General features: G+C 68.2%; 16 protein-coding genes. 10 read left to right on the top strand and 6 right to left on the bottom strand.

Annotated elements, in window-relative coordinates:
- Window positions 1–27: 27 nt before the first annotated feature.
- From BUB20358_RS16265 to BUB20358_RS16255, 3 genes are read left to right on the top strand one after another with little or no spacing between them, the layout of a single operon-like run.
- Window positions 28–1,308: an efflux RND transporter periplasmic adaptor subunit gene (locus BUB20358_RS16265; RefSeq protein ID WP_035971806.1), complete on the top strand. Its 1,281-nt coding sequence runs from the start codon at window positions 28–30 to the stop codon at window positions 1,306–1,308.
- A 15-nt stretch (window positions 1,309–1,323) separates the two neighbouring features.
- A complete protein-coding gene (bpeB, locus tag BUB20358_RS16260; protein ID WP_006763526.1) occupies window positions 1,324–4,524 on the top strand; it encodes an efflux RND transporter permease BpeB in 3,201 nt (1,066 codons plus the stop codon).
- Window positions 4,524–6,047 carry an efflux transporter outer membrane subunit gene (locus tag BUB20358_RS16255; protein ID WP_035971808.1) on the top strand — a complete coding sequence of 508 codons (1,524 nt, stop codon included), beginning with the start codon at window positions 4,524–4,526 and terminating at the stop codon, window positions 6,045–6,047. The genes bpeB and BUB20358_RS16255 overlap by 1 nt, the downstream gene beginning before the upstream one ends.
- Before the next feature lie 301 nt (window positions 6,048–6,348).
- Here the strand turns inward: BUB20358_RS16255 and BUB20358_RS16250 are convergent, their stop codons facing one another.
- Entirely contained in the window at window positions 6,349–7,725 is a 1,377-nt protein-coding gene (locus BUB20358_RS16250; RefSeq protein ID WP_035971810.1) for a nucleobase:cation symporter-2 family protein, read from the bottom strand.
- Between the two features lie 461 nt (window positions 7,726–8,186).
- Between BUB20358_RS16250 and BUB20358_RS16245 the strand changes: the two genes are divergently transcribed.
- A complete protein-coding gene (locus BUB20358_RS16245) occupies window positions 8,187–9,638 on the top strand; it encodes a xylulokinase (RefSeq protein WP_035971811.1) in 1,452 nt (483 codons plus the stop codon).
- On the opposite strand, the gene BUB20358_RS16240 is transcribed toward BUB20358_RS16245, so the two are convergent.
- Window positions 9,622–9,945, bottom strand: coding sequence for a hypothetical protein (locus BUB20358_RS16240; protein ID WP_123806814.1), 324 nt, complete (start codon window positions 9,943–9,945; stop codon window positions 9,622–9,624). The genes BUB20358_RS16245 and BUB20358_RS16240 overlap by 17 nt on opposite strands.
- 260 nt (window positions 9,946–10,205) lie before the next feature.
- Between BUB20358_RS16240 and BUB20358_RS16235 the strand changes: the two genes are divergently transcribed.
- Window positions 10,206–11,312: an S-(hydroxymethyl)glutathione dehydrogenase/class III alcohol dehydrogenase gene (locus tag BUB20358_RS16235; RefSeq protein WP_006763529.1), complete on the top strand. Its 1,107-nt coding sequence runs from the start codon at window positions 10,206–10,208 to the stop codon at window positions 11,310–11,312.
- Between the two features lie 14 nt (window positions 11,313–11,326).
- Window positions 11,327–12,175, top strand: coding sequence for an S-formylglutathione hydrolase (gene fghA / locus BUB20358_RS16230; RefSeq protein WP_006763530.1), 849 nt, complete (start codon window positions 11,327–11,329; stop codon window positions 12,173–12,175).
- A 338-nt stretch (window positions 12,176–12,513) separates the two neighbouring features.
- On the opposite strand, the gene BUB20358_RS16225 is transcribed toward fghA, so the two are convergent.
- Genes BUB20358_RS16225 through BUB20358_RS16210 form a run of 4 tightly spaced genes read right to left on the bottom strand, consistent with a single transcriptional unit; the run spans window position 12,514 to window position 15,607 of the window.
- The gene (locus tag BUB20358_RS16225) at window positions 12,514–13,299 is read right to left on the bottom strand and encodes a metal ABC transporter permease (RefSeq protein WP_035973283.1); all 786 of its coding nucleotides are present in this window, start codon (window positions 13,297–13,299) and stop codon (window positions 12,514–12,516) included.
- Window positions 13,292–14,179 carry an ABC transporter ATP-binding protein gene (locus BUB20358_RS16220; RefSeq protein ID WP_035971814.1) on the bottom strand — a complete coding sequence of 296 codons (888 nt, stop codon included), beginning with the start codon at window positions 14,177–14,179 and terminating at the stop codon, window positions 13,292–13,294. The genes BUB20358_RS16225 and BUB20358_RS16220 overlap by 8 nt, the downstream gene beginning before the upstream one ends.
- A complete protein-coding gene (locus tag BUB20358_RS16215; RefSeq protein ID WP_006763533.1) occupies window positions 14,176–15,099 on the bottom strand; it encodes a metal ABC transporter solute-binding protein in 924 nt (307 codons plus the stop codon). The genes BUB20358_RS16220 and BUB20358_RS16215 overlap by 4 nt, the downstream gene beginning before the upstream one ends.
- A 46-nt stretch (window positions 15,100–15,145) precedes the next feature.
- Window positions 15,146–15,607 carry a Fur family transcriptional regulator gene (locus tag BUB20358_RS16210; RefSeq protein ID WP_035971816.1) on the bottom strand — a complete coding sequence of 154 codons (462 nt, stop codon included), beginning with the start codon at window positions 15,605–15,607 and terminating at the stop codon, window positions 15,146–15,148.
- A 337-nt stretch (window positions 15,608–15,944) separates the two neighbouring features.
- Between BUB20358_RS16210 and BUB20358_RS16205 the strand changes: the two genes are divergently transcribed.
- The 4 genes from BUB20358_RS16205 to BUB20358_RS16190 all read left to right on the top strand — a co-directional run bounded on the left by BUB20358_RS16205 (window position 15,945) and on the right by BUB20358_RS16190 (window position 20,502).
- Window positions 15,945–16,721 (top strand): L-iditol 2-dehydrogenase, encoded by a 777-nt coding sequence (locus tag BUB20358_RS16205; RefSeq protein ID WP_006763535.1) that lies wholly within the window; start codon window positions 15,945–15,947, stop codon window positions 16,719–16,721.
- Window positions 16,722–16,814: 93 nt separating this feature from the next.
- On the top strand, window positions 16,815–17,774 hold the full coding sequence (locus BUB20358_RS16200; protein ID WP_006763536.1) for a sugar kinase: 960 nt from the start codon (window positions 16,815–16,817) through the stop codon (window positions 17,772–17,774).
- A complete protein-coding gene (locus BUB20358_RS16195) occupies window positions 17,762–19,114 on the top strand; it encodes a D-tagatose-bisphosphate aldolase, class II, non-catalytic subunit (RefSeq protein WP_035971818.1) in 1,353 nt (450 codons plus the stop codon). The genes BUB20358_RS16200 and BUB20358_RS16195 overlap by 13 nt, the downstream gene beginning before the upstream one ends.
- 62 nt (window positions 19,115–19,176) lie before the next feature.
- Window positions 19,177–20,502, top strand: a complete 1,326-nt coding sequence (locus BUB20358_RS16190; protein WP_006763538.1) for an ABC transporter substrate-binding protein — start codon at window positions 19,177–19,179, stop codon at window positions 20,500–20,502.
- Window positions 20,503–20,581: the final 79 nt, after the last annotated feature.

Genomic DNA, 20,581 nt, shown 5'->3' with positions numbered 1-20,581 from the left:
CCATTGGTTATACACAGAGGTCGCTCCATGCGCGTCGAACGGGTTCCATACCGCTTACTCACTGTCGCGACGGCCGCCGTTTTCCTGGCCGCGTGCGGGAAAAAAGAATCGGCACCGCCGCCGCAAACGCCGGAAGTCGGCGTCGTCACCGTCCAGCCGCAAGCCGTACCGGTCTTCACCGAACTGCCGGGCCGCACCAGCGCGTTCCTCGTCGCGCAGGTCCGTGCGCGGGTCGACGGCATCGTGCTGCGCCGCGAATTCACCGAAGGCAGCGACGTGAAAGCCGGGCAGCGCCTCTACAAGATCGATCCGGCGCCGTACATCGCGGCACTGAACAGCGCGAAGGCGACGCTCGCGAAGGCGCAGGCGAACCTCGTCACGCAGAACGCGCTGGTCGCGCGCTACAAGGTGCTGGTCGCCGCGAACGCGGTCAGCAAGCAGGACTACGACAACGCAGTGGCCGCGCAAGGGCAGGCCGTCGCCGACGTCGCGGCCGGCAAGGCATCGGTCGAAACCGCGCAGATCAATCTCGGCTTTACAGACGTCGTGTCGCCGATCAGCGGCCGTGTCGGCATCTCGCAGGTGACGCCGGGCGCATACGTGCAGGCGAGCCAGGCGACGCTGATGTCGACCGTGCAGCAACTCGATCCGATGTACGTCGACCTCGTGCAGTCCAGCCTCGACGGGCTGAAGCTGCGCCAGGACGTGCAGAGCGGGCGCCTCAAGACGACCGGCCCGGGTGCCGCGAAGGTGTCGCTGATCCTCGAGGACGGCCGCACGTATTCGGAGCCGGGCAAGCTGCAGTTCTCCGACGTGACCGTCGACCAGACGACCGGCTCCGTGACGGTCCGCGCGGTGTTCCCGAACCCGAACCGCGTGCTGCTGCCGGGGATGTTCGTGCGTGCGCGGATCGAGGAAGGCGTGAACGACAGCGCGTATCTGGTGCCGCAAGTCGGCGTCACGCACGACCAGAAGGGCCAGGCGGTCGCGATGGTCGTGAACGCGAGCAACAAGGTCGAGCCGCGCATCCTGACCGCGTCGCGCATCCAGGGTCAGGACTGGGTCGTCGAAGGCGGCCTGCAGCCCGGCGATCGCGTGATCGTGCAGGGTGTCGACAAGGTGCGTCCGGGCGCGACGGTGAAGGCCGTTCCCGCGCAGCTTCCGCCGGCGGCGAACGCCGCATCCGGCGCGGCCGCGCCGGCCGCCGCCGCACCGGGATCGGCCGCTGCCGCGTCGGGCGCAGGCGCGTCCGGCACGCCGGCGGGCGCCGCCGCCGGATCGTCTGCCGCCGCTTCGGGCGCGCAATAACAGGGAGCCTGTTTCATGGCAAAGTTTTTTATCGATCGCCCGATCTTCGCGTGGGTGATCGCCATCATCCTGATGCTGGCCGGGGTTGCGGCGATCTTCACGTTGCCGATCGCGCAGTACCCGACGATCGCGCCGCCGTCGATCCAGATCAGCGCGAACTATCCGGGTGCTTCCGCGAAGACGGTGGAAGACACGGTGACGCAGGTGATCGAGCAGCAGATGAGCGGTCTCGACAACTTCCTGTACATGTCGTCGACCAGTGACGACTCGGGCACCGCGACGATCACGCTGACCTTCGCGCCGGGCACGAACCCCGACATCGCGCAGGTGCAGGTGCAGAACAAGCTGTCGCTCGCGACGCCGATCCTGCCGCAGGTGGTCCAGCAGCTCGGCCTGAAGGTGACGAAGTCGAGCAGCAGCTTCCTGCTCGTGCTCGCGTTCAACTCCGAGGACGGCAGCATGAACCGCTACGACCTCGCGAACTACGTCGCGTCGCACGTGCAGGATCCGATCAGCCGTCTGAACGGCGTCGGCACCGTCACGCTGTTCGGCTCGCAGTACGCGATGCGCGTTTGGCTCGATCCGGTCAAGCTGACGAACTACGGGCTCACGCCGGTCGACGTGACGTCGGCGATCAGCGCGCAGAACGTGCAGGTCGCAGGCGGCCAGATCGGCGGCACGCCGGCGAAACCCGGCACGCTGCTGCAGGCGACGATCACCGAGGCGACGCTGCTGCGCACGCCGGCCGAGTTCGGCAACATCCTGCTGAAGGTGAACCAGGACGGCTCGCAGGTGCGCCTGAAGGACGTTGCGCAGATCGGCCTCGGCGCCGAGAACTACAACTTCGACACGAAGTACAACGGGCAGCCGTCCGCGGCGCTCGGTATCCAGCTCGCGACGAACGCGAACGCGCTCGCGACCGCGAAGGCCGTGCGCGCGAAGATCGACGAGCTGTCGAAGTACTTCCCGCACGGTCTCGTCGTCAAGTATCCGTACGACACGACGCCGTTCGTGAAGCTGTCGATCGAGGAAGTGGTCAAGACGCTGCTCGAAGGGATCGTGCTCGTGTTCCTCGTGATGTATCTGTTCCTGCAGAACCTGCGGGCGACGATCATCCCGACGATCGCGGTGCCGGTCGTGCTGCTCGGCACGTTCGCGATCATGTCGCTGGTCGGCTTCTCGATCAACACGCTGTCGATGTTCGGCCTCGTGCTCGCGATCGGTCTGCTCGTCGACGATGCGATCGTCGTGGTCGAGAACGTCGAGCGCGTGATGGCCGAAGAGGGGCTCGGACCGAAGGAGGCGACCCGCAAGGCGATGGGCCAGATCACCGGCGCACTCGTCGGCGTCGCGCTCGTGCTGTCCGCGGTGTTCGTGCCGGTCGCGTTCTCCGGCGGGTCGGTCGGCGCGATCTACCGGCAGTTCTCGCTGACGATCGTGTCCGCGATGGTGCTGTCGGTGCTCGTCGCGCTGATTCTGACGCCCGCGCTGTGCGCGACGATCCTCAAGCCGATCCCGCAGGGGCATCACGAAGAGAAGAAGGGCTTCTTCGGCTGGTTCAACCGCACGTTCAACGCGAGCCGCGACAAGTACCACGTCGGCGTGCATCACGTGATCAAGCGCTCGGGCCGCTGGCTGATCATCTATCTGGTCGTGATCGTCGCGGTCGGCCTGCTGTTCGTGCGCCTGCCGAAGTCGTTCCTGCCCGATGAAGACCAGGGCCTGATGTTCGTGATCGTGCAGACGCCTTCCGGCTCGACGCAGGAAACCACCGCGCGGACGCTCGCGAACATCACCGACTATCTGCTGAAGGACGAGAAGGACATCGTCGAGTCGGCGTTCACGGTGAACGGCTTCAGCTTCGCGGGTCGCGGCCAGAACTCCGGTCTCGTGTTCGTGCGCCTGAAGGACTACGCGCAGCGTCAGCATGCGGACCAGAAGGTGCAGGCGCTGATCGGGCGGATGTTCGGCCGCTACGCCGGCTACAAGGACGCGATGGTCATTCCGTTCAATCCGCCGTCGATTCCTGAACTGGGCACGGCCGCCGGCTTCGACTTCGAGCTGACGGACAACGCCGGTCTCGGCCACGACGCGCTGATGGCCGCGCGCAACCAGCTGCTCGGGATGGCCGCGAAGGATCCGACGCTGCAGGGCGTGCGCCCGAACGGCCTGAACGACACGCCGCAGTACAAGGTCGACATCGATCGCGAGAAGGCGAACGCGCTCGGCGTGACCGCGGATGCGATCGACCAGACGTTCTCGATCGCGTGGGCGTCGAAGTACGTGAACAACTTCCTCGACACCGACGGCCGGATCAAGAAGGTGTACGTGCAGTCGGACGCGCCGTTCCGGATGACGCCGGAAGACCTGAACATCTGGTACGTGCGCAACGGATCGGGCGGGATGGTGCCGTTCGGCGCGTTCGCGACCGGTCACTGGACGTACGGTTCGCCGAAGCTCGAGCGCTACAACGGGATCTCCGCGATGGAAATCCAGGGGCAGGCCGCACCGGGCAAGTCGACCGGCCAGGCGATGGCCGCGATGGAAGCGCTCGCGACGAAGCTGCCGACCGGCATCGGCTACTCGTGGACGGGCCTGTCGTTCCAGGAAATCCAGTCCGGCTCGCAGGCGCCGATCCTGTATGCGATCTCGATTCTCGTCGTGTTCCTGTGTCTGGCGGCCCTGTATGAAAGCTGGTCGATCCCGTTCTCGGTGATCATGGTCGTGCCGCTCGGCGTGATCGGCGCGCTGCTGGCCGCGACGCTGCGCGGCCTCGAGAACGACGTGTTCTTCCAGGTCGGCCTGCTGACCACCGTCGGTCTGTCCGCGAAGAACGCGATTCTGATCGTCGAGTTCGCGCGCGAGCTGCAGGAGTCGGAGAAGATGGGGCCGATCGAGGCTGCGCTGGAAGCGGCGCGCCTGCGGCTGCGTCCGATCCTGATGACGTCGCTCGCGTTCATTCTCGGCGTGCTGCCGCTCGCGATCAGCAACGGCGCGGGTTCCGCGAGCCAGCACGCGATCGGCACGGGCGTGATCGGCGGGATGATCACGGCGACGTTCCTCGCGATCTTCATGATCCCGATGTTCTTCGTGAAGATCCGTGCGATCTTCAGCGGCGAGAAGGAAGACGTCGACGAGGCGCTGCGTCTGGCTCAGGCGCACTCGCACCACGAAGAGAAGCCGGGCAACGGCGACGAAGGCAACAAGGGACAGTGATGATGCAAAAACACGCTTTGACTGCAATCGCGGTCGCGCTCCTGGCCGCGGGCTGCACGCTGGCGCCGCGTTACACGCGGCCCGACGCGCCCGTCGCGCAGGCGTACCCGGCCGGCGGCGTCTATGCGACGCAGCCGGGTGCCGCCGGCGCGCGCAGCGCGAACGGCCAGGCGGCGACCGCCATCGGCTGGCGCGAGTTCTTCGTCGATCCGCGCCTGCAGCGGCTGATCGAGATCGCGCTGAAGAACAACCGCGACCTGCGCGTATCGGTGCTGAACATCGAGGCGGCGCGCGCGCAGTATCAGATCACGCGCGCGGGGCTGTTCCCGACGCTCGATGCGACGGGCAGCGGCAGCCGTCAGCGGCTGCCGAATTCGCTGACCGCGATACCGGGGCGCAACATCACGACGACGTACAACGTCGGGTTGTCCGCGTCGTGGGAGCTCGATCTGTTCGGCCGCGTGCAGAGCCTGAAGGACCAGGCGCTCGCGCAGTATCTGTCGACCGCGTATGCGCGGCAGGCCGCCGAGATTTCGCTCGTGTCGCAGGTGGCCGACCAGTATCTGACGCTGCTGTCGACCGACGATCTGCTGAAGGTCACCGAGGACACGCTGAAGACCGCGCAGGCGTCGTACGACCTGACGAAGCTGCAGTTCGACAACGGCACGGGCTCCGAGCTCGAGCTGCGTCAGGCGCAGACGGTCGTCGAGCAGGCGCTCGCGAACCAGCAGGCGCAGGCGCGCGCACGCGCGCAGGCGCTGAACGCGCTGGTGCTGCTGATCGGCGAGCCGCTGCCGGACGATCTGCCGCCGGGGATGCCGCTCGATGCGCAGAACCTGCTCGCCGACGTCCCGGCAGGCTTGCCGTCGGATCTGCTCACGCGCCGTCCGGACGTGATGCAGGCCGAGCAGACGCTGCTCGCCGCGAACGCGAACATCGGCGCGGCGCGTGCGGCGTTCTTCCCGCGCATCTCGCTGACGGGCGCGTTCGGCACCGCGAGCCCGACGCTCGGCGGGCTGTTCAAGGCCGGCACCGCCGCGTGGTCGTTCGCGCCGCAGATCACGATGCCGATCTTCGAAGGCGGGCAGAACATCGCGAACCTGAACCTCGCGAACGTGCAGAAGCGCATCGAGATCGCGAACTACGAGAAGGCGATTCAGTCGGCGTTCCGCGAAGTGGCCGACGGGCTGGCCGCGCGCGGTACGTACGACCAGCAGATCGCCGCGCTCGAGCGCAACGAGCACGCGCAGCAGCGTCGCTTCGACCTGTCGGATCTGCGTTACAAGAACGGCGTCGACAGCTATCTGGCGGTGCTGACCGCGCAGACCGACCTGTACTCCGCGCAGCAGTCGCTGATCAGTGCACGGCTTGCGCGCTGGACGAACCTCGTCGATCTGTATCGTGCGCTCGGCGGCGGATGGATCCAGCGGGCCGGCGAGACGCCGCGCGCGCCGGACGAGACGGCCGACTACGACAAGGCGGCCGCACCGGCGCCGGCCTCGTCGGCAGCGACGAACGGGTAAGCGCGGCGAGCGGCCGGTGCGGGATGCGCACCGGTCGTCGAGCCGGCACCGCATCGCGATGCGACAACGCCACGGATGGAAATCCGTGGCGTTGTTTTTTATGCCGACGGATCGTGCTGTCCTGAAGTGACGGGCTGGCATTCGCGGATCGCGCGCCGCCATCCGTTCGCGGATGCGGCCGCCGGCAGGCGCGTCCGCGAGTGCGTTCGCGAATGCGGCCGTCGCAAAGCAAAAACGCCACGGGATCCCGTGGCGTTTTTGCTCGAGCGGCCGTGCCGCCGTACCGCGCGTGCCGAGCGGATCAGTGGTGCACGTCGACCGGGCGTCCGTCGAAGTCGTGGCTGGCGCGGCGGATTTCGCAGCGCGCGTCCTTTTCGCCCTTCACGCCGTTGAACACGATGTTCAGGATCACGGCGCTCGCCGACGCGAGCAGGATGCCGCTGTGCAGGATCGGCGCGAGCGCGGGCGGCAGCTTCGAGAAGAAGTGCGGCGACACGACCGGCACGAGGCCCATCCCGATGCTGACCGCGACGATGAACAGGTTGTGGTGCTGGTTCACGAAGTCGACCTTCGACAGCACCTTGATCCCGTTCGCGGCGACCATCCCGAACATCACGATGCCGGCGCCGCCGAGCACGAACGGCGGCACCGACGCGACGACCTGCGCCATCTTCGGAAACAGGCCGAGCAGCACGAGGATCACGCCGCCGGTCGCGCACACGAAGCGGCTTTTCACGCCGGTCACGCCGATCAGCCCGACGTTCTGCGAGAACGACGTATGCGGGAACGAGTTGAAGATGCCGCCGATCAGCGTGCCGAGACCGTCGACGCGCAGCCCGCGCACGAGGCGATCCTGATCGACCGGACGATCGACCATGTCGCCGACCGCGAGGAACATGCCGGTCGATTCGATGAACGTGACGAACATCACCGTGACCATCGTCGCGATCGACAGCGGGTCGAAGTGCGGCCAGCCGAAGTGGAACGGCATCACGAAGCCGACCCACGGCGCGACCGACACGCCGTCCGTGTTCACGCGGCCGAGCGCGAACGCGATCGCGAAACCTGCGACGATGCCGAGCAGCACCGAGATGTTCGCGATGAAGCCGCGACCGTACTTGTTGATCAACAGGATCAGCGCGAGCACCAGCAGCGACAGGCCGAGATAGACGGGGCTGCCGTATTCGGGATTGCCGACGCCGCCGGCTGCCCAGTTGATCCCGACTTCCATCAGCGACAGCCCGATCACCGAGATCACGGTGCCGACGACGACAGGCGGGAAGAACCGCAACAGCTTGCCGATCATCGGCGCGAGCACGATGCCGATGATGCCGGCCGCGATCGTCGAGCCGAACACGTCGAGAATGCCAAGGCCGGGGTTCGTGCCGATCGCGATCATCGGGCCGACCGCCGCGAACGTGCAGCCCATGATCACCGGCAGGCGGATTCCGAAGATCCACAGGCCGAGCGTCTGGATCAGCGTCGCGATCCCGCACGAAAACAGATCGGCGCTGATCAGGAACGCGATCTGGTCTTTCGGCAGCTTCAGCGCGCCGCCGACGATGAGCGGCACGGCGACGGCGCCGGCGTACATGACGAGGACGTGCTGCAGGCCAAGCGTGACCAGCTTGCCGGTAGGCAGCACCTCATCGCACGGATGGACCGTGTTCGATTGCATCTGTCTCACTCCATGATCTTGTTTTCGGGATGGTACGAAGTTATGCGGAATGCACAGGCGCAACAAGAGCACTGCGTCCTATTCCGTTCTTTGCTGGTTCGATATGCCATTTCGGCATGGAGCGAGAGGTCGATCATCGGGAAACTGCCGCAGGCGTGAGGTTCCCCGGTTTTATAGCCAGCCAAAATAGCGCGGGCGCCCGTGCCAAATATCGACTGCCTTATGGTGTGTATCGTGATCGCCGCATAGTGGCGAAATCGCATCGCGAAAAACCGTGTCGGGTTAACCCGCGAACGAAGGTTTTTCCCGCGCAACGTGCGACCTGCGCGAACCGGCGTTTCGGCGGTCGATCTGCGCGACGCGACGGTCGCCTGAATCGCGAGCGGCGTCGCGCGTCGATCGAATGCGTATCGCGATCCCGCTATCATCGACATCCGTTCATTCGAATCCTTTTTCCCGTCATGCGCCTGCTCGGAATCGACCTCGGCACCGGCTCCGTCAAACTCGTCACGCTCGATGCCGACGGCGTCGAGCGTGCGGTCGCGAGCGAACCTTATGCGCTGTCGTCGCCGCAGCCGGGCTGGGCCGAAATCGCGCCCGACACGTGGTGGCACGCGCTCGTGCGCGCGGCCGAGCGCCTGCCGGCCGACGAACGCGCGCAGGTCGCCGCGATCGGCTTCTCCGGCCAGATGCATGGCGTCGTGCCGCTCGACGGCGACGGGCGACCAGTGCGGCCGGCGCTGCTGTGGCCCGATACGCGCGCGGTGCGCGAGACGGATCCGGCCAGTTGGCCCGACGCGGGGCGCTCCGCCGCGGCGAACCCGATCGCGCCCGGTATGGCGGGCCCGCTGCTGCGCTGGCTGGCCGCGCACGAACCGCACACGTTGCGTGCCGCGCGCTGGGTCGTGCAGCCGAAGGACTGGCTGCGCATCGCGCTCGGCGGCGACGTCGCGGCCGATCCGAGCGACGCATGCGCGACCGCGCTCGCGACCCCGGACGGCGACTGGGACATCGCGCTGATCGACGCACTCGGTCTGCCGGCCGACCGATTCGCGCCGGTGCGCGCGTCGAGCGCGCGCTGCGGTGTGCTCGCCGCGAATGCGGCCGCGGCGCTCGGGCTGCCCGCCGGCGTGCCGCTCACGACCGGCGCGGCCGACACCGCGTGCGCCGCGCTCGGCAGCGGGCTCGTCGCGGCCGGCGACGCGCTGCTGACCACCGGCAGCGGCGGCCAGATCGTCGTGCTCGCCGACGCGCTGCCGCCTGCGGCGCGGGAGCTGCATCGCTATCGCGCGGCAGCCGGCGGCGGCTATTACACGATGGCGGCGATGCAGAACGTCGGCCTCGCGCTCGAAGCCGTGCGCGGCTGGCTCGGCTATCCGCGCTGGGCCGATGCCTACGACGACGCGTTCGCGCAGCCCGCGTCGGAGCGCCTGTGCTTTCTGCCGTATCTGACCGGCGAGCGTTCGCCGTGGATGAATCCCGATGCGCGCGGCGGCTGGCTCGGCCTCGGACTCGGCGACACGCGCGGCGCGATGATGCGCGCGGCGTTCGAAGGCGTCGCGTTTGCGCTGCGCGCGGGGCTCGACGCAATTCGCGACGCCGATCGCGGCAACCCGGTGACGACGCTGCGGCTCGCCGGCGGCGGCTCGGTCGATCCGCGCTGGCGGCAGTTGCTCGCCGACGCGCTCGGCGCGTCGCTCGACGCGGTCGACTGCCCGAACGCTGCGACGCGCGGCGCAGCGCTGCTGGCCGGCGTCGCGATCGGTCACTGGCACGAGCCGGCGCTGCGCACGCTCGCGCCGGCCGCGACACCGGTGGCCGCACCGCGCGACGATCGCGCGCTGGCCGCACGCCATGCGCGCTTCGTCGATCTGTATGCGCGTACGGATGCATGGTTCACGACGGGCGTTTAAACTCGGGCACTTGTCGTTTTGCGTCGGCGATGACGCATCGTGGCAAGCCGGCGACTGATTCGCGCACGCGGCGCGCGGCGCGATCGGCGATCATGGCGAGCACGACATCTTTGGCGATGCTGCGTGCGGCGTCGCGCGGCAGGGTTTCGGCTGCGTTGCAGACGCGCGGGCGGCCGATGAACTGTGCTCGGGTCGGCGGCTTTGCATGGGATCGAGCGGGTGCTGGAGCGGAGCGCTTGCTTCGATCGGCGCTTTGCATGAGCGCGAGTAAAGAGCGGAGCGCCGACTCGGATCGATAGCTTTGCATGGGGCTGGAGCAGCGTCGAAGCGCTAACTCCGGTCGACCGCTTGCATGGGCTGGAGTAAGCGCTGAAGCGCTAACTCTAGTCGACAGCTTGGCATGGGACCGGAGTAAGCACTGAAGCGCCAACTCCGGCCGACCGCTTTGCATGGGACCAGAGTAAGCGCTGAAGCGCTAACTCTGGTCGACAGCTTTGCATGGGGCCGGAGTAAGCGCTAAAGCGCTAACTTCGGCCGACAAACTTCCAGATAGACAGGAGTGACACGATGAAGACGAAAGCCGCGATTGCATGGAAGGCCGGTGCGCCGCTGACGATCGAGGAAGTCGAGCTCGAAGGCCCGCGCGCGGGTGAAGTGCTGATCGAAGTGAAGGCGACCGGCATCTGCCACACCGACTACTACACGCTGTCGGGCGCCGACCCGGAAGGGATCTTTCCGGCAATCCTCGGCCACGAAGGCGCGGGCGTCGTCGTCGACGTCGGCCCCGGCGTCGGCACGGTGCGCAAGGGCGATCACGTGATTCCGCTCTATACGCCCGAATGCCGCGAATGCAAGTTCTGCCTGTCGCGCAAGACGAACCTGTGCCAGAAGATCCGCGCGACGCAGGGCAAGGGCCTGATGCCCGACGCGACGTCGCGCTTCTCGCTCGACGGCAAGCCGATCTTCCACTACATGGGCACGTCGACGTTCTCGAACTACATCGTGGTGCCGGAAATCGCGGTCGCGAAGGTGCGCGAGGACGCGCCGTTCGACAAGATCTGCTACATCGGCTGCGGCGTGACGACCGGCGTCGGCGCGGTCGTCTACTCGGCGAAGGTCGAGGCCGGCGCGAACGTCGTCGTGTTCGGCCTCGGCGGCATCGGCCTGAACGTGATCCAGGGCGCGAAGATGGTCGGTGCGGACAAGATCATCGGCGTCGACATCAACCCGAAGCGCGTCGAACTCGCGAAGAAGTTCGGGATGACGCACTTCATCAACCCGAACGAAGTCGAGAACGTCGTCGACCGCATCGTGCAGCTGACCGACGGCGGCGCCGACTACTCGTTCGAATGCGTCGGCAACGTGAAGCTGATGCGCGAAGCGCTCGAGTGCACGCACAAGGGCTGGGGCCAGTCGTTCATCATCGGCGTGGCCGCGGCCGGCGAAGAGATCAGCACGCGTCCGTTCCAGCTCGTGACGGGCCGTCAGTGGAAGGGCTCGGCATTCGGCGGCGCGCGCGGGCGCACCGACGTGCCGAAGATCGTCGACTGGTACATGGAAGGCAAGCTGAACATCGACGACCTGATCACGCACACGCTGCCGCTCGAGAAGATCAACGACGGCTTCGACCTGATGAAGCAGGGCGAGTCGATTCGTTCGGTCGTGCTGTACTGATCGAGGGCATCGCGATGCTCGAACTCGTTTCTTCGCACGCGTGCCACGGCGGCGAGCAGCGTTTCTATCGTCACGATTCGGCGGCGATCGGCCTGCCGATGAAGTTTTCCGTGTACCTGCCGCCGCAGGCTGCGCACGGCCGCGTGCCGGCGCTGTTCTATCTGGCGGGGCTCACGTGCACCGAAGAGACGTTCGCGATCAAGGCCGGCGCGCAGCGGTACGCGGCGCAGCACGGCATCGCGCTCGTCGCGCCCGACACGAGCCCGCGCGGCGCCGGCGTGCCGGGCGAGACCGATGCGTGGGATTTCGGCGTCGGCGCGGGCTTCTACGTCGATGCGACGCAGGCGCCGTGGTCGACCCATTACCGGATGGAGTCGTACGTGACGGGCGAGCTGCGCGAGATCGTGACGGCCGATCTGCCGATCGACGGTGCGCGGCTCGGCATCTTCGGTCACTCGATGGGCGGGCACGGCGCGCTCACGCTCGCGCTGCGTCATCCGGACCTGTACCGGTCGGTGTCGGCGTTCGCGCCGATCGCCGCGCCGACGCGCTGCCCGTGGGGCGAGAAGGCGTTCTCCGGCTATCTGGGCGCCGACCGTGAAGCGTGGAAGCAGCACGACGCGAGCGAGCTCGTCGCGCGCGCGGATGCGCCGAAGTTCGCGGACGGCATCCTCGTCGATCAGGGCCTTGCCGACACGTTCCTCGCGAACCAGCTGCACCCCGACGTGTTCGAAGCCGCATGCGCGAAGGCTGGCCAGCCGCTGACGCTGCGCCGCCATCCGGGCTACGACCACGGGTATTACTTCATCTCGACGTTCATCGCCGATCACATCGCGCATCATGCGCGGGTATTGACGCGCTAGCGCTTGCGCAGCGCCGGCCGCGCATCGTGCGGTGCGCGGTCCGGCGTTCGGTTTTGTGCTGCGCGCTCAATCCGCACGCGCCTGTGTTGCCGTACTGGAACAAGTACGCGTGGATGCAGGAAATCGATCCATCTGTTGCGATCGGTGCAATCGGACGAAGCAAAGCGACAGGACGCTTGCCGCATACGCGCCTCTCACGACCATCGCTGTAGCGCGACTCGTGTTGCTCGCGAGGCCCGGCGTCGGTCGCCGGCAGTGGTGCAGTTTTCTGCTTGTCGCGGCGACGGCGGTATGTGTATGGACAGCCGGCCCGTGACGTCGGCGGGCAGCGTCGCGCATCACGCCGTCCGGCGCAGCAGGCTCACCCCATACACGAGCGCCGACAGCGCGGTGATCCAGAAACTTGTCGGCCAGTCGGTGTGATACGCGAGCGCGATGCCGGCCCACGCTTCGAACAGCGCGAACAGCGCGGCGAACAGCACGCCGGTCGACAGACGCGTCGATACGTTCTGCGCGGCCGCCGCCGGCCCGACCAGCAACGTGAACACGAGCAGCACGCCGACGATCTGCGTGGCCGCGGCAACGGCCAGCGCGCACACCGCGAGAAACAGAACCGACACCGTGCGCAGCGACACGCCTTTCGCTTCGGCGAGCTCCGGCTGCAGCGACGCGAACAGCAGCGGCCGTGCGATCAGCGCGAGCGCGACGAGGCTCACCGCGCCGATGCCGGCGAGCACCGCGAGCGTGTCGCGGCTGACCGCGAGCACGTTGCCGAACAGCAGCGCGGTCACCTGCGTCGCGAACGACGTGTAGAAATGCAGGAACAGCAGCCCGAAGCCGAGCGCGCCGGACAGGATCACGCCGATCGCGACGTCGCGGCCCGCGAGCCGCTCGCCGAGCGCGCCCATGCCGATCCCGGCCGCGAGCGTGAAGCCGACCATCCCCCAGATCGGCGAGATGCCGAGCAGCACCGCGCCGGTCGCGCCGGTGAAGCCGACGTGCGACAGCGCGTGGCCGGCGAACGTCTGTCCGCGCAGCACGAGGAAATAGCCGACGATGCCGGCGAGCACCGCGACGATCCCCGACGCCGCGAATGCGTTGATCATGAAGTCGTATTCAAACATCGTGCGAATGCCCGCGGTGGGCATGTCCGTGCCCGTGGTGATGGCCGTGTCCGCCGCCGTGCGCATGCCCGTCGTCGTCCTCGTGCTCGTGATCGTGCTTTTCGATTTCGACGTCGCCCGACATCACGAAGATCTTGCCGTTCACGCGCATCACGTCGATCGGCGAGCCATACAGGCGCGTCAGCACCGGCTTCGTGATGACCTCGTCGACGGTGCCGAGCGCCGCGACGCCGTTGCCGAGATACAGCACGCGGTCGAGCGCGTTGAGCAGCGGGTTCAGCTCGTGCGCGGAGAACAGCACGGTGATGCCGAGCTCGCGCTGCACGCGGCGCACGAGTTCGACCACGCCGCGCTGGTGATTCGGGTCGAGACTGATCAGCGGCTCGTCGAGCAGCAGCAGCTTCGGGCTGCCGAGCAGGCATTGCGCGAGCAGCAGCCGCTGCCGCTCGCCGCCCGACAGTTCCGACAGCGGCCGCCGTGCGAGCGACGTGCCGCCGACGAGCGCGAGCACGCGATCGACGTCGCGCCGCGTCGCCGCGTTCGTGCGCGGCAGCCCCCACCGATGTCCGTCCGCGGCCATCGCGACGAAGTCGTAGCCGCGCATCCGGCGGTTCGCGAGGCCGCTGCGGATTTGCGGCATGTAGCCGATCGCCGCATTGCCGCGCGCGACCGGTGCACCGCCGACCGACAGCGCACCGCTCGCGACCGGCACGAGGCCGAGCACCGCGCGCATCAGCGTCGTCTTGCCGGCACCGTTCGGCCCGAGCACGCCGACGAATTCGCCGGGTTCGATCGACAAGCTGACGTCGCGCAGAATCGTGCGGCCGCCCAGTTCGAGCGTGACGCGATCGAGTCGAAGTGCGTGCGGAGTCGCGGTCATTGCTTGCCGGCGGAAAGCGCTTTCGCGAGTGCGTCGAGCTGGCCGGCCATCCATTGCTGGAACGTCTTGCCGGCCGGCTGCGTCTCGGTGACGCTGACGGTCGGTACGCCGGCGTCGCGCGCGATCTTCAGCAGACGGCGCGTCATCGGCGCTTCGGCCTGGCTGTTGTAGATCAGCGCGCGCACCTGCTTGTTGCGCAGGTCCTTCTCGAACGCGGCGACGTCCTGCGCGCTCGCTTCGGTGTCGTTCATCGTCGCGAGCTGGAAGCGCTGGTTGCGCATGTCGAGGCCGATCGCGTCGGACATGTAGCCGAACACGGGCTCGGTCGCCGTCACCGGCACGCCCTTGTACTGCGTACGCAGCGCGGCGACCTTGTCGTCGATGGGCTTCAGCGACGCGACGAACTTCTGCAGGTTCGCGTCGTAGTCGGCCTTGTTCGTCGGATCGGCGCGGCCGAGCTCGGCCGCGATCGCGCGGGCGGCGGCCGGCATCGTCGCCGGGTCGTACCACAGATGCGGGTTGTCGCCGGCCTTCTTGCCGACCAGATCGGCGACGACGATCGTCGCGCGCTTCGGCTGCTTCGACGCGCTCAGCAGCTTGCCCATCCACGGATCGTAGTCGGCGCCGTTGTAGATCACCACCTGCGCCTGCTGCAGCGCGCGTGCGGTCTTCGGGCTCGCTTCGAACAGGTGCGGATCCTGATCCGGGTTGCTGAGAATGCTGGTGACCGACACGTGGCGCCCGCCGATCTGCGACGCGACGTCGCCGTAGAAATTCTCGGCGGCGACGACGTTGACGGTCGCCGCGCCCGCGAACGCGGGCATCGCGACGGACAACGCGGCGAAAGCGGCGGCGACGGCGGAACGCCAGCCGGCCGGCGACAGGGCGCGACGCGGCGCGCGCTTCAGGGCAATGGACATGAAACTCCTCGTGGAAAGGGCGGCGTTCGCGCCGCGCGGTTCTGCGTCAGCGCTGTGCGGGCTTGGTCTTGCAATGGCCGCACAGGCCGCTCAATTCGACGACCTGATGATGGACTTCGAAACCGTGCGCCGGCTCGCTGGAAGACAGCTGCTTCGCGAGATCGCCGCCCGGGATCTCGACGGTCTCGCCGCACGAATCGCAGATCAGGAACTGGCCTTCGTGCGGCACGCCGATCTCGCAGCACGCGAAGAACGCGTTCTTCGATTCGATCCGGTGGATGAAGCCGTGCTCGACGAGGAAATCGAGCGCGCGATAGACGGTGGTGGGCGGCACGCGGCCGCGCTGCGGTTCGAGCTCGGCGAGCAGGTCGTATGCGCCGATCGGGCGCTGCGCGGCCAGCACGCGTTCGTAGACCTGGCGGCGCAGCGGCGTCCACGCGAGTCCGTGGTCGGCGGCGAATGCGTCGGCCCGGGACAGCCGGGCGGCGATGGACGATGAGGTAGCCATGACATCGAGCAGGCATGAGACAAAGTACGGCGATGATATAACGTATCGCGGCGCCGTGCAGCGCGAATGCGTCGCGCGCTTGCCTTCGGCCGCCGTCCCGCCGTTCCGGTCGCCGCTTCGGCTGCGCTGCACCGCGCACGCTGCGCGTTGGCGGGCGCGCGTTGCGCGTGCGTGTCGCGTGCGCGTCTGCCGCAGCGCATCATCGAAAGCCGTCCGGTCGCCTTGACAGCGCGAATCGCGTATCCGATCATTCGATCACCAACAGAGCAATTGATCGCACAGCGGGCGTTCGCTCACTTCGCTGCGGTCGCAAAGCAAAACGAACCGGAGACAGCCAGTGAGACTGGGACAGAAGGTCGCGATTCTGACGGGCGCCGCGAGCGGCATCGGCGAGGCGGTCGCGCAGCGTTATCTGGACGAGGGCGCGCACTGCGTGCTCGTCGACGTGAAGCCGGCCGGCGGCTCGCTCGCGCGGCTCATCGAAGCGAATCCGGGCCGCGCGGTGGCCGTGACCGCGGACGTCACGCGCCGCGACGACATCGCGCGGATCGTCGCGGCCGCCGTCGAGCGCTTCGGCGGCGTCGACATCCTGTTCAACAACGCGGCGCTGTTCGACATGCGCCCGCTTCTCGACGAATCGTGGGACGTGTTCGACCGGCTGTTCGCGGTCAACGTGAAGGGGATGTTCTTCCTGATGCAGGCCGTCGCGCAGCGGATGGTCGAGCAGGCGCGCGGCGGCAAGATCATCAACATGTCGTCGCAGGCCGGCCGTCGCGGCGAGGCGCTCGTATCGCACTACTGCGCGACGAAGGCAGCGGTGATCAGCTACACGCAGTCGGCGGCGCTCGCGCTCGCGCCGCATCGGATCAACGTGAACGGCATCGCGCCGGGCGTCGTCGACACGCCGATGTGGGAGCAGGTCGACGCGCTGTTCGCGCGCTACGAGAACCGGCCGCTCGGCGAGAAGAAGCGTCTCGTCGGCGAAGCCGTGCCGCTCGGCCGCATGGGTGCGCCGGCCGACCTCACGGGCGCCGCGCTGTTTCTCGCGTCGGCCGATGCCGACTACATCACCGCCCAGACGCTGAACGTCGACGGCGGCAACTGGATGAGCTGAGATGGCGCCGCTCGCACGCCGCGCCTGCCGGCCCGCCTTCGAATCCGCGAGGTGCGCGCCGCACGCGTGCCGCGCTGCACGAGGGCGCGGATGATGGCCGAGATCGTCGTCGCCGGCGAACTGCTGGCCGAATTCGTCGCCGCCGAGCGCGGCCAGGGCTTCGATGCGCCGGGCCTGTTCGCCGGACCGTTTCCGAGTGGCGCGCCCGCGATCTTCGCCGATCAGGCGGCGCGGCTCGGCGCGCGCGTCGCGTATGCCGGCTGCGTCGGCCGCGATGCGTTCGGCGACGCGATCGTCGCGCGGCTCGAACGCGACGGCGTCGACGTCGCGCGCGTTCGCCGCGTCGCCGCGCGCCCGACCGGCACCGCGTTCGTCGCCTATCGCGACGACGGCTCGCGCAGCTTCGTCTTCAATCTGTCCGCGAGCGCGGCCGCGTGCATCGACGCGTCCGACGTCGACGCGTCGATGTTCGACGGTTGCCGCTACTTTCACGTGATGGGCTCGTCGCTGACGAGCGACTCGGCGATCGCGGCCGTCCGGCGCGGCGTGATCGAAGCTGCGCGCGCGGGCGCGAAGGTGTCGTTCGACCCGAACGTGCGGCCCGAGATGCTCAGCTTTCGACCGATGCGCGCGGCGCTCGACGAGATGCTCGCCGCATGCCACCTGTTCCTGCCGAGCGAAGCGGATCTGCCGTTCTTCTGCGGGCCGCAGCCGGCCGAGCGCGCGATCGCGGGCCTGCTCGCGACGCATCCGCTGCTCGAGCGCGTCGTGCTCAAGCGCGGCGCGGCCGGCAGCGCCGCGTTCGACCGCACGGGCCGCGTCGACGTGCCGGCGTGGCCGGTCGACGAAGTCGATCCGACCGGCGCCGGCGACTGCTTCGGCGGCACGCTGGTCGCGAGCCTCGTCGGCGGCATGCCGATCGACGCCGCGTTGCGTCGCGCGAATGCGGCCGGCGCGATCGCGGTCACGCGGCGCGGGCCGATGGAGGGCAACAGCGGCGCGGCCGAGATCGACCGCTTCCTGACCGAACGAGGTGTCGCATGTCCGGCGTGACGAGCATTGTCGAGCGCACGCGCGGCGCCCACGCCGAAGCCGTGCTGCGGATGATCTTCGACGCGAATCGCGCGGACGCGCAGCGCGGCATCTATTCGATCTGCAGCGCGCACCGGCTCGTGCTCGAGGCCGCGTGCGAAACCGCGCGCGCGGACGGTTCGCCGCTGCTGATCGAGGCGACCTGCAACCAGGTCAATCATCTCGGCGGCTATACCGGCATGACGCCCGCGGATTTCCGCCGCGACGTCGATGCGATCGCCGAGCGCTGCGGGCTCGCGCCGTCCGCGCTCGTGCTCGGCGGCGATCATCTCGGCCCGAACCCGTGGCGGCACCGCCGCGCGGCCGACGCGATGCGCGACGCTGCGGCGATGGTCGCCGCGTACGTCGACGCCGGCTTCGAGAAGATCCATCTCGACGCGAGCATGGCGTGCGCGGACGATCCGGCGCGGCTCGACGATCGCACGATCGCCGCACGGGCCGCCGTGCTGTGCCGCGCGGCCGAAGATGCGGCGTCGCGCGCGGGGATCGCGCCGGTCTACGTGATCGGCACCGAAGTGCCGACGCCGGGCGGCGAAGTGAGCGGCGATCGGGACGGCGACTCGATCGCGCGAATCGCCGTGACGCGCGCCGACAGCGTCGCGGCGACGCTCGACGCGCACCGCACGGCGTTCGCGGCGGCCGGCCTCGACGACGCGTGGTCGCGCGTGGTCGCGATCGTCGCGCAGCCGGGCGTCGATTTCGACGATCGCCACGTGCTCGACTACGACAGCGCGAAGGCCGCGTCGCTCGGCGCGAGCATCCTGCGCGTGCCGCGCCTCGTGTTCGAAGCGCACTCGACCGACTACCAGACCGAGCGCGCGCTCGCCGCGCTGGTGCGCGACCACTTTGCGGTGCTGAAGGTCGGCCCCGCGCTGACGTTCGCGCTGCGCGAGGCGCTGTTCGCGTTGACGTTCATCGAGGAAGCGCTGATCGACGATGCGGCGCAGCGCTCGCAATTGCGCGACGTCGTCGACGCGGCGATGCGCGCGCAGCCCGAGCACTGGGCGCCGTACTATCGCGGCGACGAGACCGAGCAGCGGCTCGCGCGCCAGTTCAGCTACAGCGACCGGATCCGCTACTACTGGCTGCAGCCCGCGGTCGCGGCGGCGGTCGAACGATTGTTCGCGAATCTCGCGCGGCAGCCGGTGCCGGAGACGCTCGTCGCGCAGTGGCTGCCGGACGTGTACGCGGCATGCCGCGCCGGCACTCTCGCGAACGAACCGCGCGCGTGGGTGCGCCATCGGATACGCGACGTGATCGCGCACTATGCGCGCGCGTGCGGGATGCAGCGGCCGGCGTGACGGGCCGTGAAGGAAGCGACGCAACACCGACCTCGATAATCACGGACATAAGGAGACATGCCATGCAACGAAAGATGCTTGCCGCCGCCGTACGCCGTTTCGCCGGCGCCGCGTTCGCGACGGCCGCATGCGCCGCATCCGCGGGCACGCTGACGATCGCGACGCTGAACAACCCGGACATGATCGAGCTGAAGAAGCTGTCGCCGGCGTTCGAGAAGGCGAACCCGGACATCAAGCTGAACTGGGTGATCCTCGAGGAGAACGTGCTGCGTCAGCGCGCGACGACCGACATCACGACCGGCAGCGGCCAGTTCGACGTGATGGCGATCGGCACGTACGAGACGCCGCAGTGGGGCAAGCGCGGCTGGCTCGCGCCGATGACCGGACTGCCGGCCGACTACGACCTGAACGACATCGTGAAGACCGCGCGCGACAGCCTGTCGTACAACGGTCAGCTGTATGCGCTGCCGTTCTACGTCGAGAGCTCGATGACGTTCTACCGTAAGGACCTGTTCGCGGCGAAGGGACTGAAGATGCCCGATCAGCCGACCTACGACCAGATCGCCGAATTCGCGGACAAGCTCACCGACAAGTCGAAGGGCATCTACGGAATCTGCCTGCGCGGCAAGGCCGGCTGGGGCGAGAACATGGCGTACGTGTCGACGGTCGTGAACACGTTCGGCGGGCGCTGGTTCGACGAGAACTGGAACGCGCAGCTCACGTCGCCGGAATGGAAGAAGGCGATCACGTTCTACGTGAACCTGCTGAAGAAGGACGGCCCGCCGGGAGCGAGCTCGAACGGCTTCAACGAGAACCTGACGCTGACCGCGTCCGGCAAGTGCGCGATGTGGATCGATGCGACGGTCGCGGCCGGGATGCTGTACAACAAGCAGCAGTCGCAGGTCGCGGACAGGATCGGTTTCGCGGCCGCGCCGGTCGCCGTCACGCCGAAGGGCTCGCACTGGCTGTGGGCGTGGGCGCTCGCGATCCCGAAGACGTCGAAGCAGCAGGACGCCGCGCGCAAGTTCGTCGCGTGGGCGACGTCGAAGCAGTACATCGAGATGGTCGGCAAGGACGAGGGCTGGGCGTCGGTGCCGCCGGGCACGCGCACGTCGACCTATCAGCGCGCCGAGTACAAGGCCGCCGCGCCGTTCTCCGATTTCGTGCTGAAGGCGATCGAGACGGCGGACCCGAACGATCCGTCGCTGAAGAAGGTGCCGTACACGGGCGTCCAGTACGTCGGGATTCCCGAATTCCAGTCGTTCGGCACGGTCGTCGGTCAGGCGATCGCCGGCGCGGTGGCCGGCCAGATGACGGTCGATCAGGCGCTCGCCGCCGGACAGGCCGCCGCCGACCGCGCCGTGCGTCAGGCCGGCTACCGGAAGTAACGTGCCGCGCACCGTGCGCCGGCGCGGTGCGCGGCCGAAGCTGCAGCGCGGGCAGCCGTACGTGCCCGCGCATCAACCG

The sequence above is a fragment of the Burkholderia dolosa genome (genome assembly GCF_902499135.1).
Lineage (GTDB): Bacteria > Pseudomonadota > Gammaproteobacteria > Burkholderiales > Burkholderiaceae > Burkholderia > Burkholderia dolosa.
Note: the sequence above shows the minus strand (reverse complement) of the source record. Positions and strands in the feature narration are given on the sequence as shown.

What these genes read in the sequence shown, in the direction of transcription:
- BUB20358_RS16265 (WP_035971806.1), top strand. Translation starts at nt 28, where the DNA reads ATGCGCGTCGAACGGGTTCCATACCGCTTACTCACTGTCGCGACGGCC.
- bpeB (WP_006763526.1), top strand. Translation starts at nt 1,324, where the DNA reads ATGGCAAAGTTTTTTATCGATCGCCCGATCTTCGCGTGGGTGATCGCC.
- BUB20358_RS16255 (WP_035971808.1), top strand. Translation starts at nt 4,524, where the DNA reads ATGATGCAAAAACACGCTTTGACTGCAATCGCGGTCGCGCTCCTGGCC.
- BUB20358_RS16250 (WP_035971810.1), bottom strand. Translation starts at nt 7,725, where the DNA reads ATGCAATCGAACACGGTCCATCCGTGCGATGAGGTGCTGCCTACCGGC.
- BUB20358_RS16245 (WP_035971811.1), top strand. Translation starts at nt 8,187, where the DNA reads ATGCGCCTGCTCGGAATCGACCTCGGCACCGGCTCCGTCAAACTCGTC.
- BUB20358_RS16240 (WP_123806814.1), bottom strand. Translation starts at nt 9,945, where the DNA reads ATGCAAAGCTATCGATCCGAGTCGGCGCTCCGCTCTTTACTCGCGCTC.
- BUB20358_RS16235 (WP_006763529.1), top strand. Translation starts at nt 10,206, where the DNA reads ATGAAGACGAAAGCCGCGATTGCATGGAAGGCCGGTGCGCCGCTGACG.
- fghA (WP_006763530.1), top strand. Translation starts at nt 11,327, where the DNA reads ATGCTCGAACTCGTTTCTTCGCACGCGTGCCACGGCGGCGAGCAGCGT.
- BUB20358_RS16225 (WP_035973283.1), bottom strand. Translation starts at nt 13,299, where the DNA reads ATGTTTGAATACGACTTCATGATCAACGCATTCGCGGCGTCGGGGATC.
- BUB20358_RS16220 (WP_035971814.1), bottom strand. Translation starts at nt 14,179, where the DNA reads ATGACCGCGACTCCGCACGCACTTCGACTCGATCGCGTCACGCTCGAA.
- BUB20358_RS16215 (WP_006763533.1), bottom strand. Translation starts at nt 15,099, where the DNA reads ATGTCCATTGCCCTGAAGCGCGCGCCGCGTCGCGCCCTGTCGCCGGCC.
- BUB20358_RS16210 (WP_035971816.1), bottom strand. Translation starts at nt 15,607, where the DNA reads ATGGCTACCTCATCGTCCATCGCCGCCCGGCTGTCCCGGGCCGACGCA.
- BUB20358_RS16200 (WP_006763536.1), top strand. Translation starts at nt 16,815, where the DNA reads ATGGCCGAGATCGTCGTCGCCGGCGAACTGCTGGCCGAATTCGTCGCC.
- BUB20358_RS16195 (WP_035971818.1), top strand. Translation starts at nt 17,762, where the DNA reads ATGTCCGGCGTGACGAGCATTGTCGAGCGCACGCGCGGCGCCCACGCC.
- BUB20358_RS16190 (WP_006763538.1), top strand. Translation starts at nt 19,177, where the DNA reads ATGCAACGAAAGATGCTTGCCGCCGCCGTACGCCGTTTCGCCGGCGCC.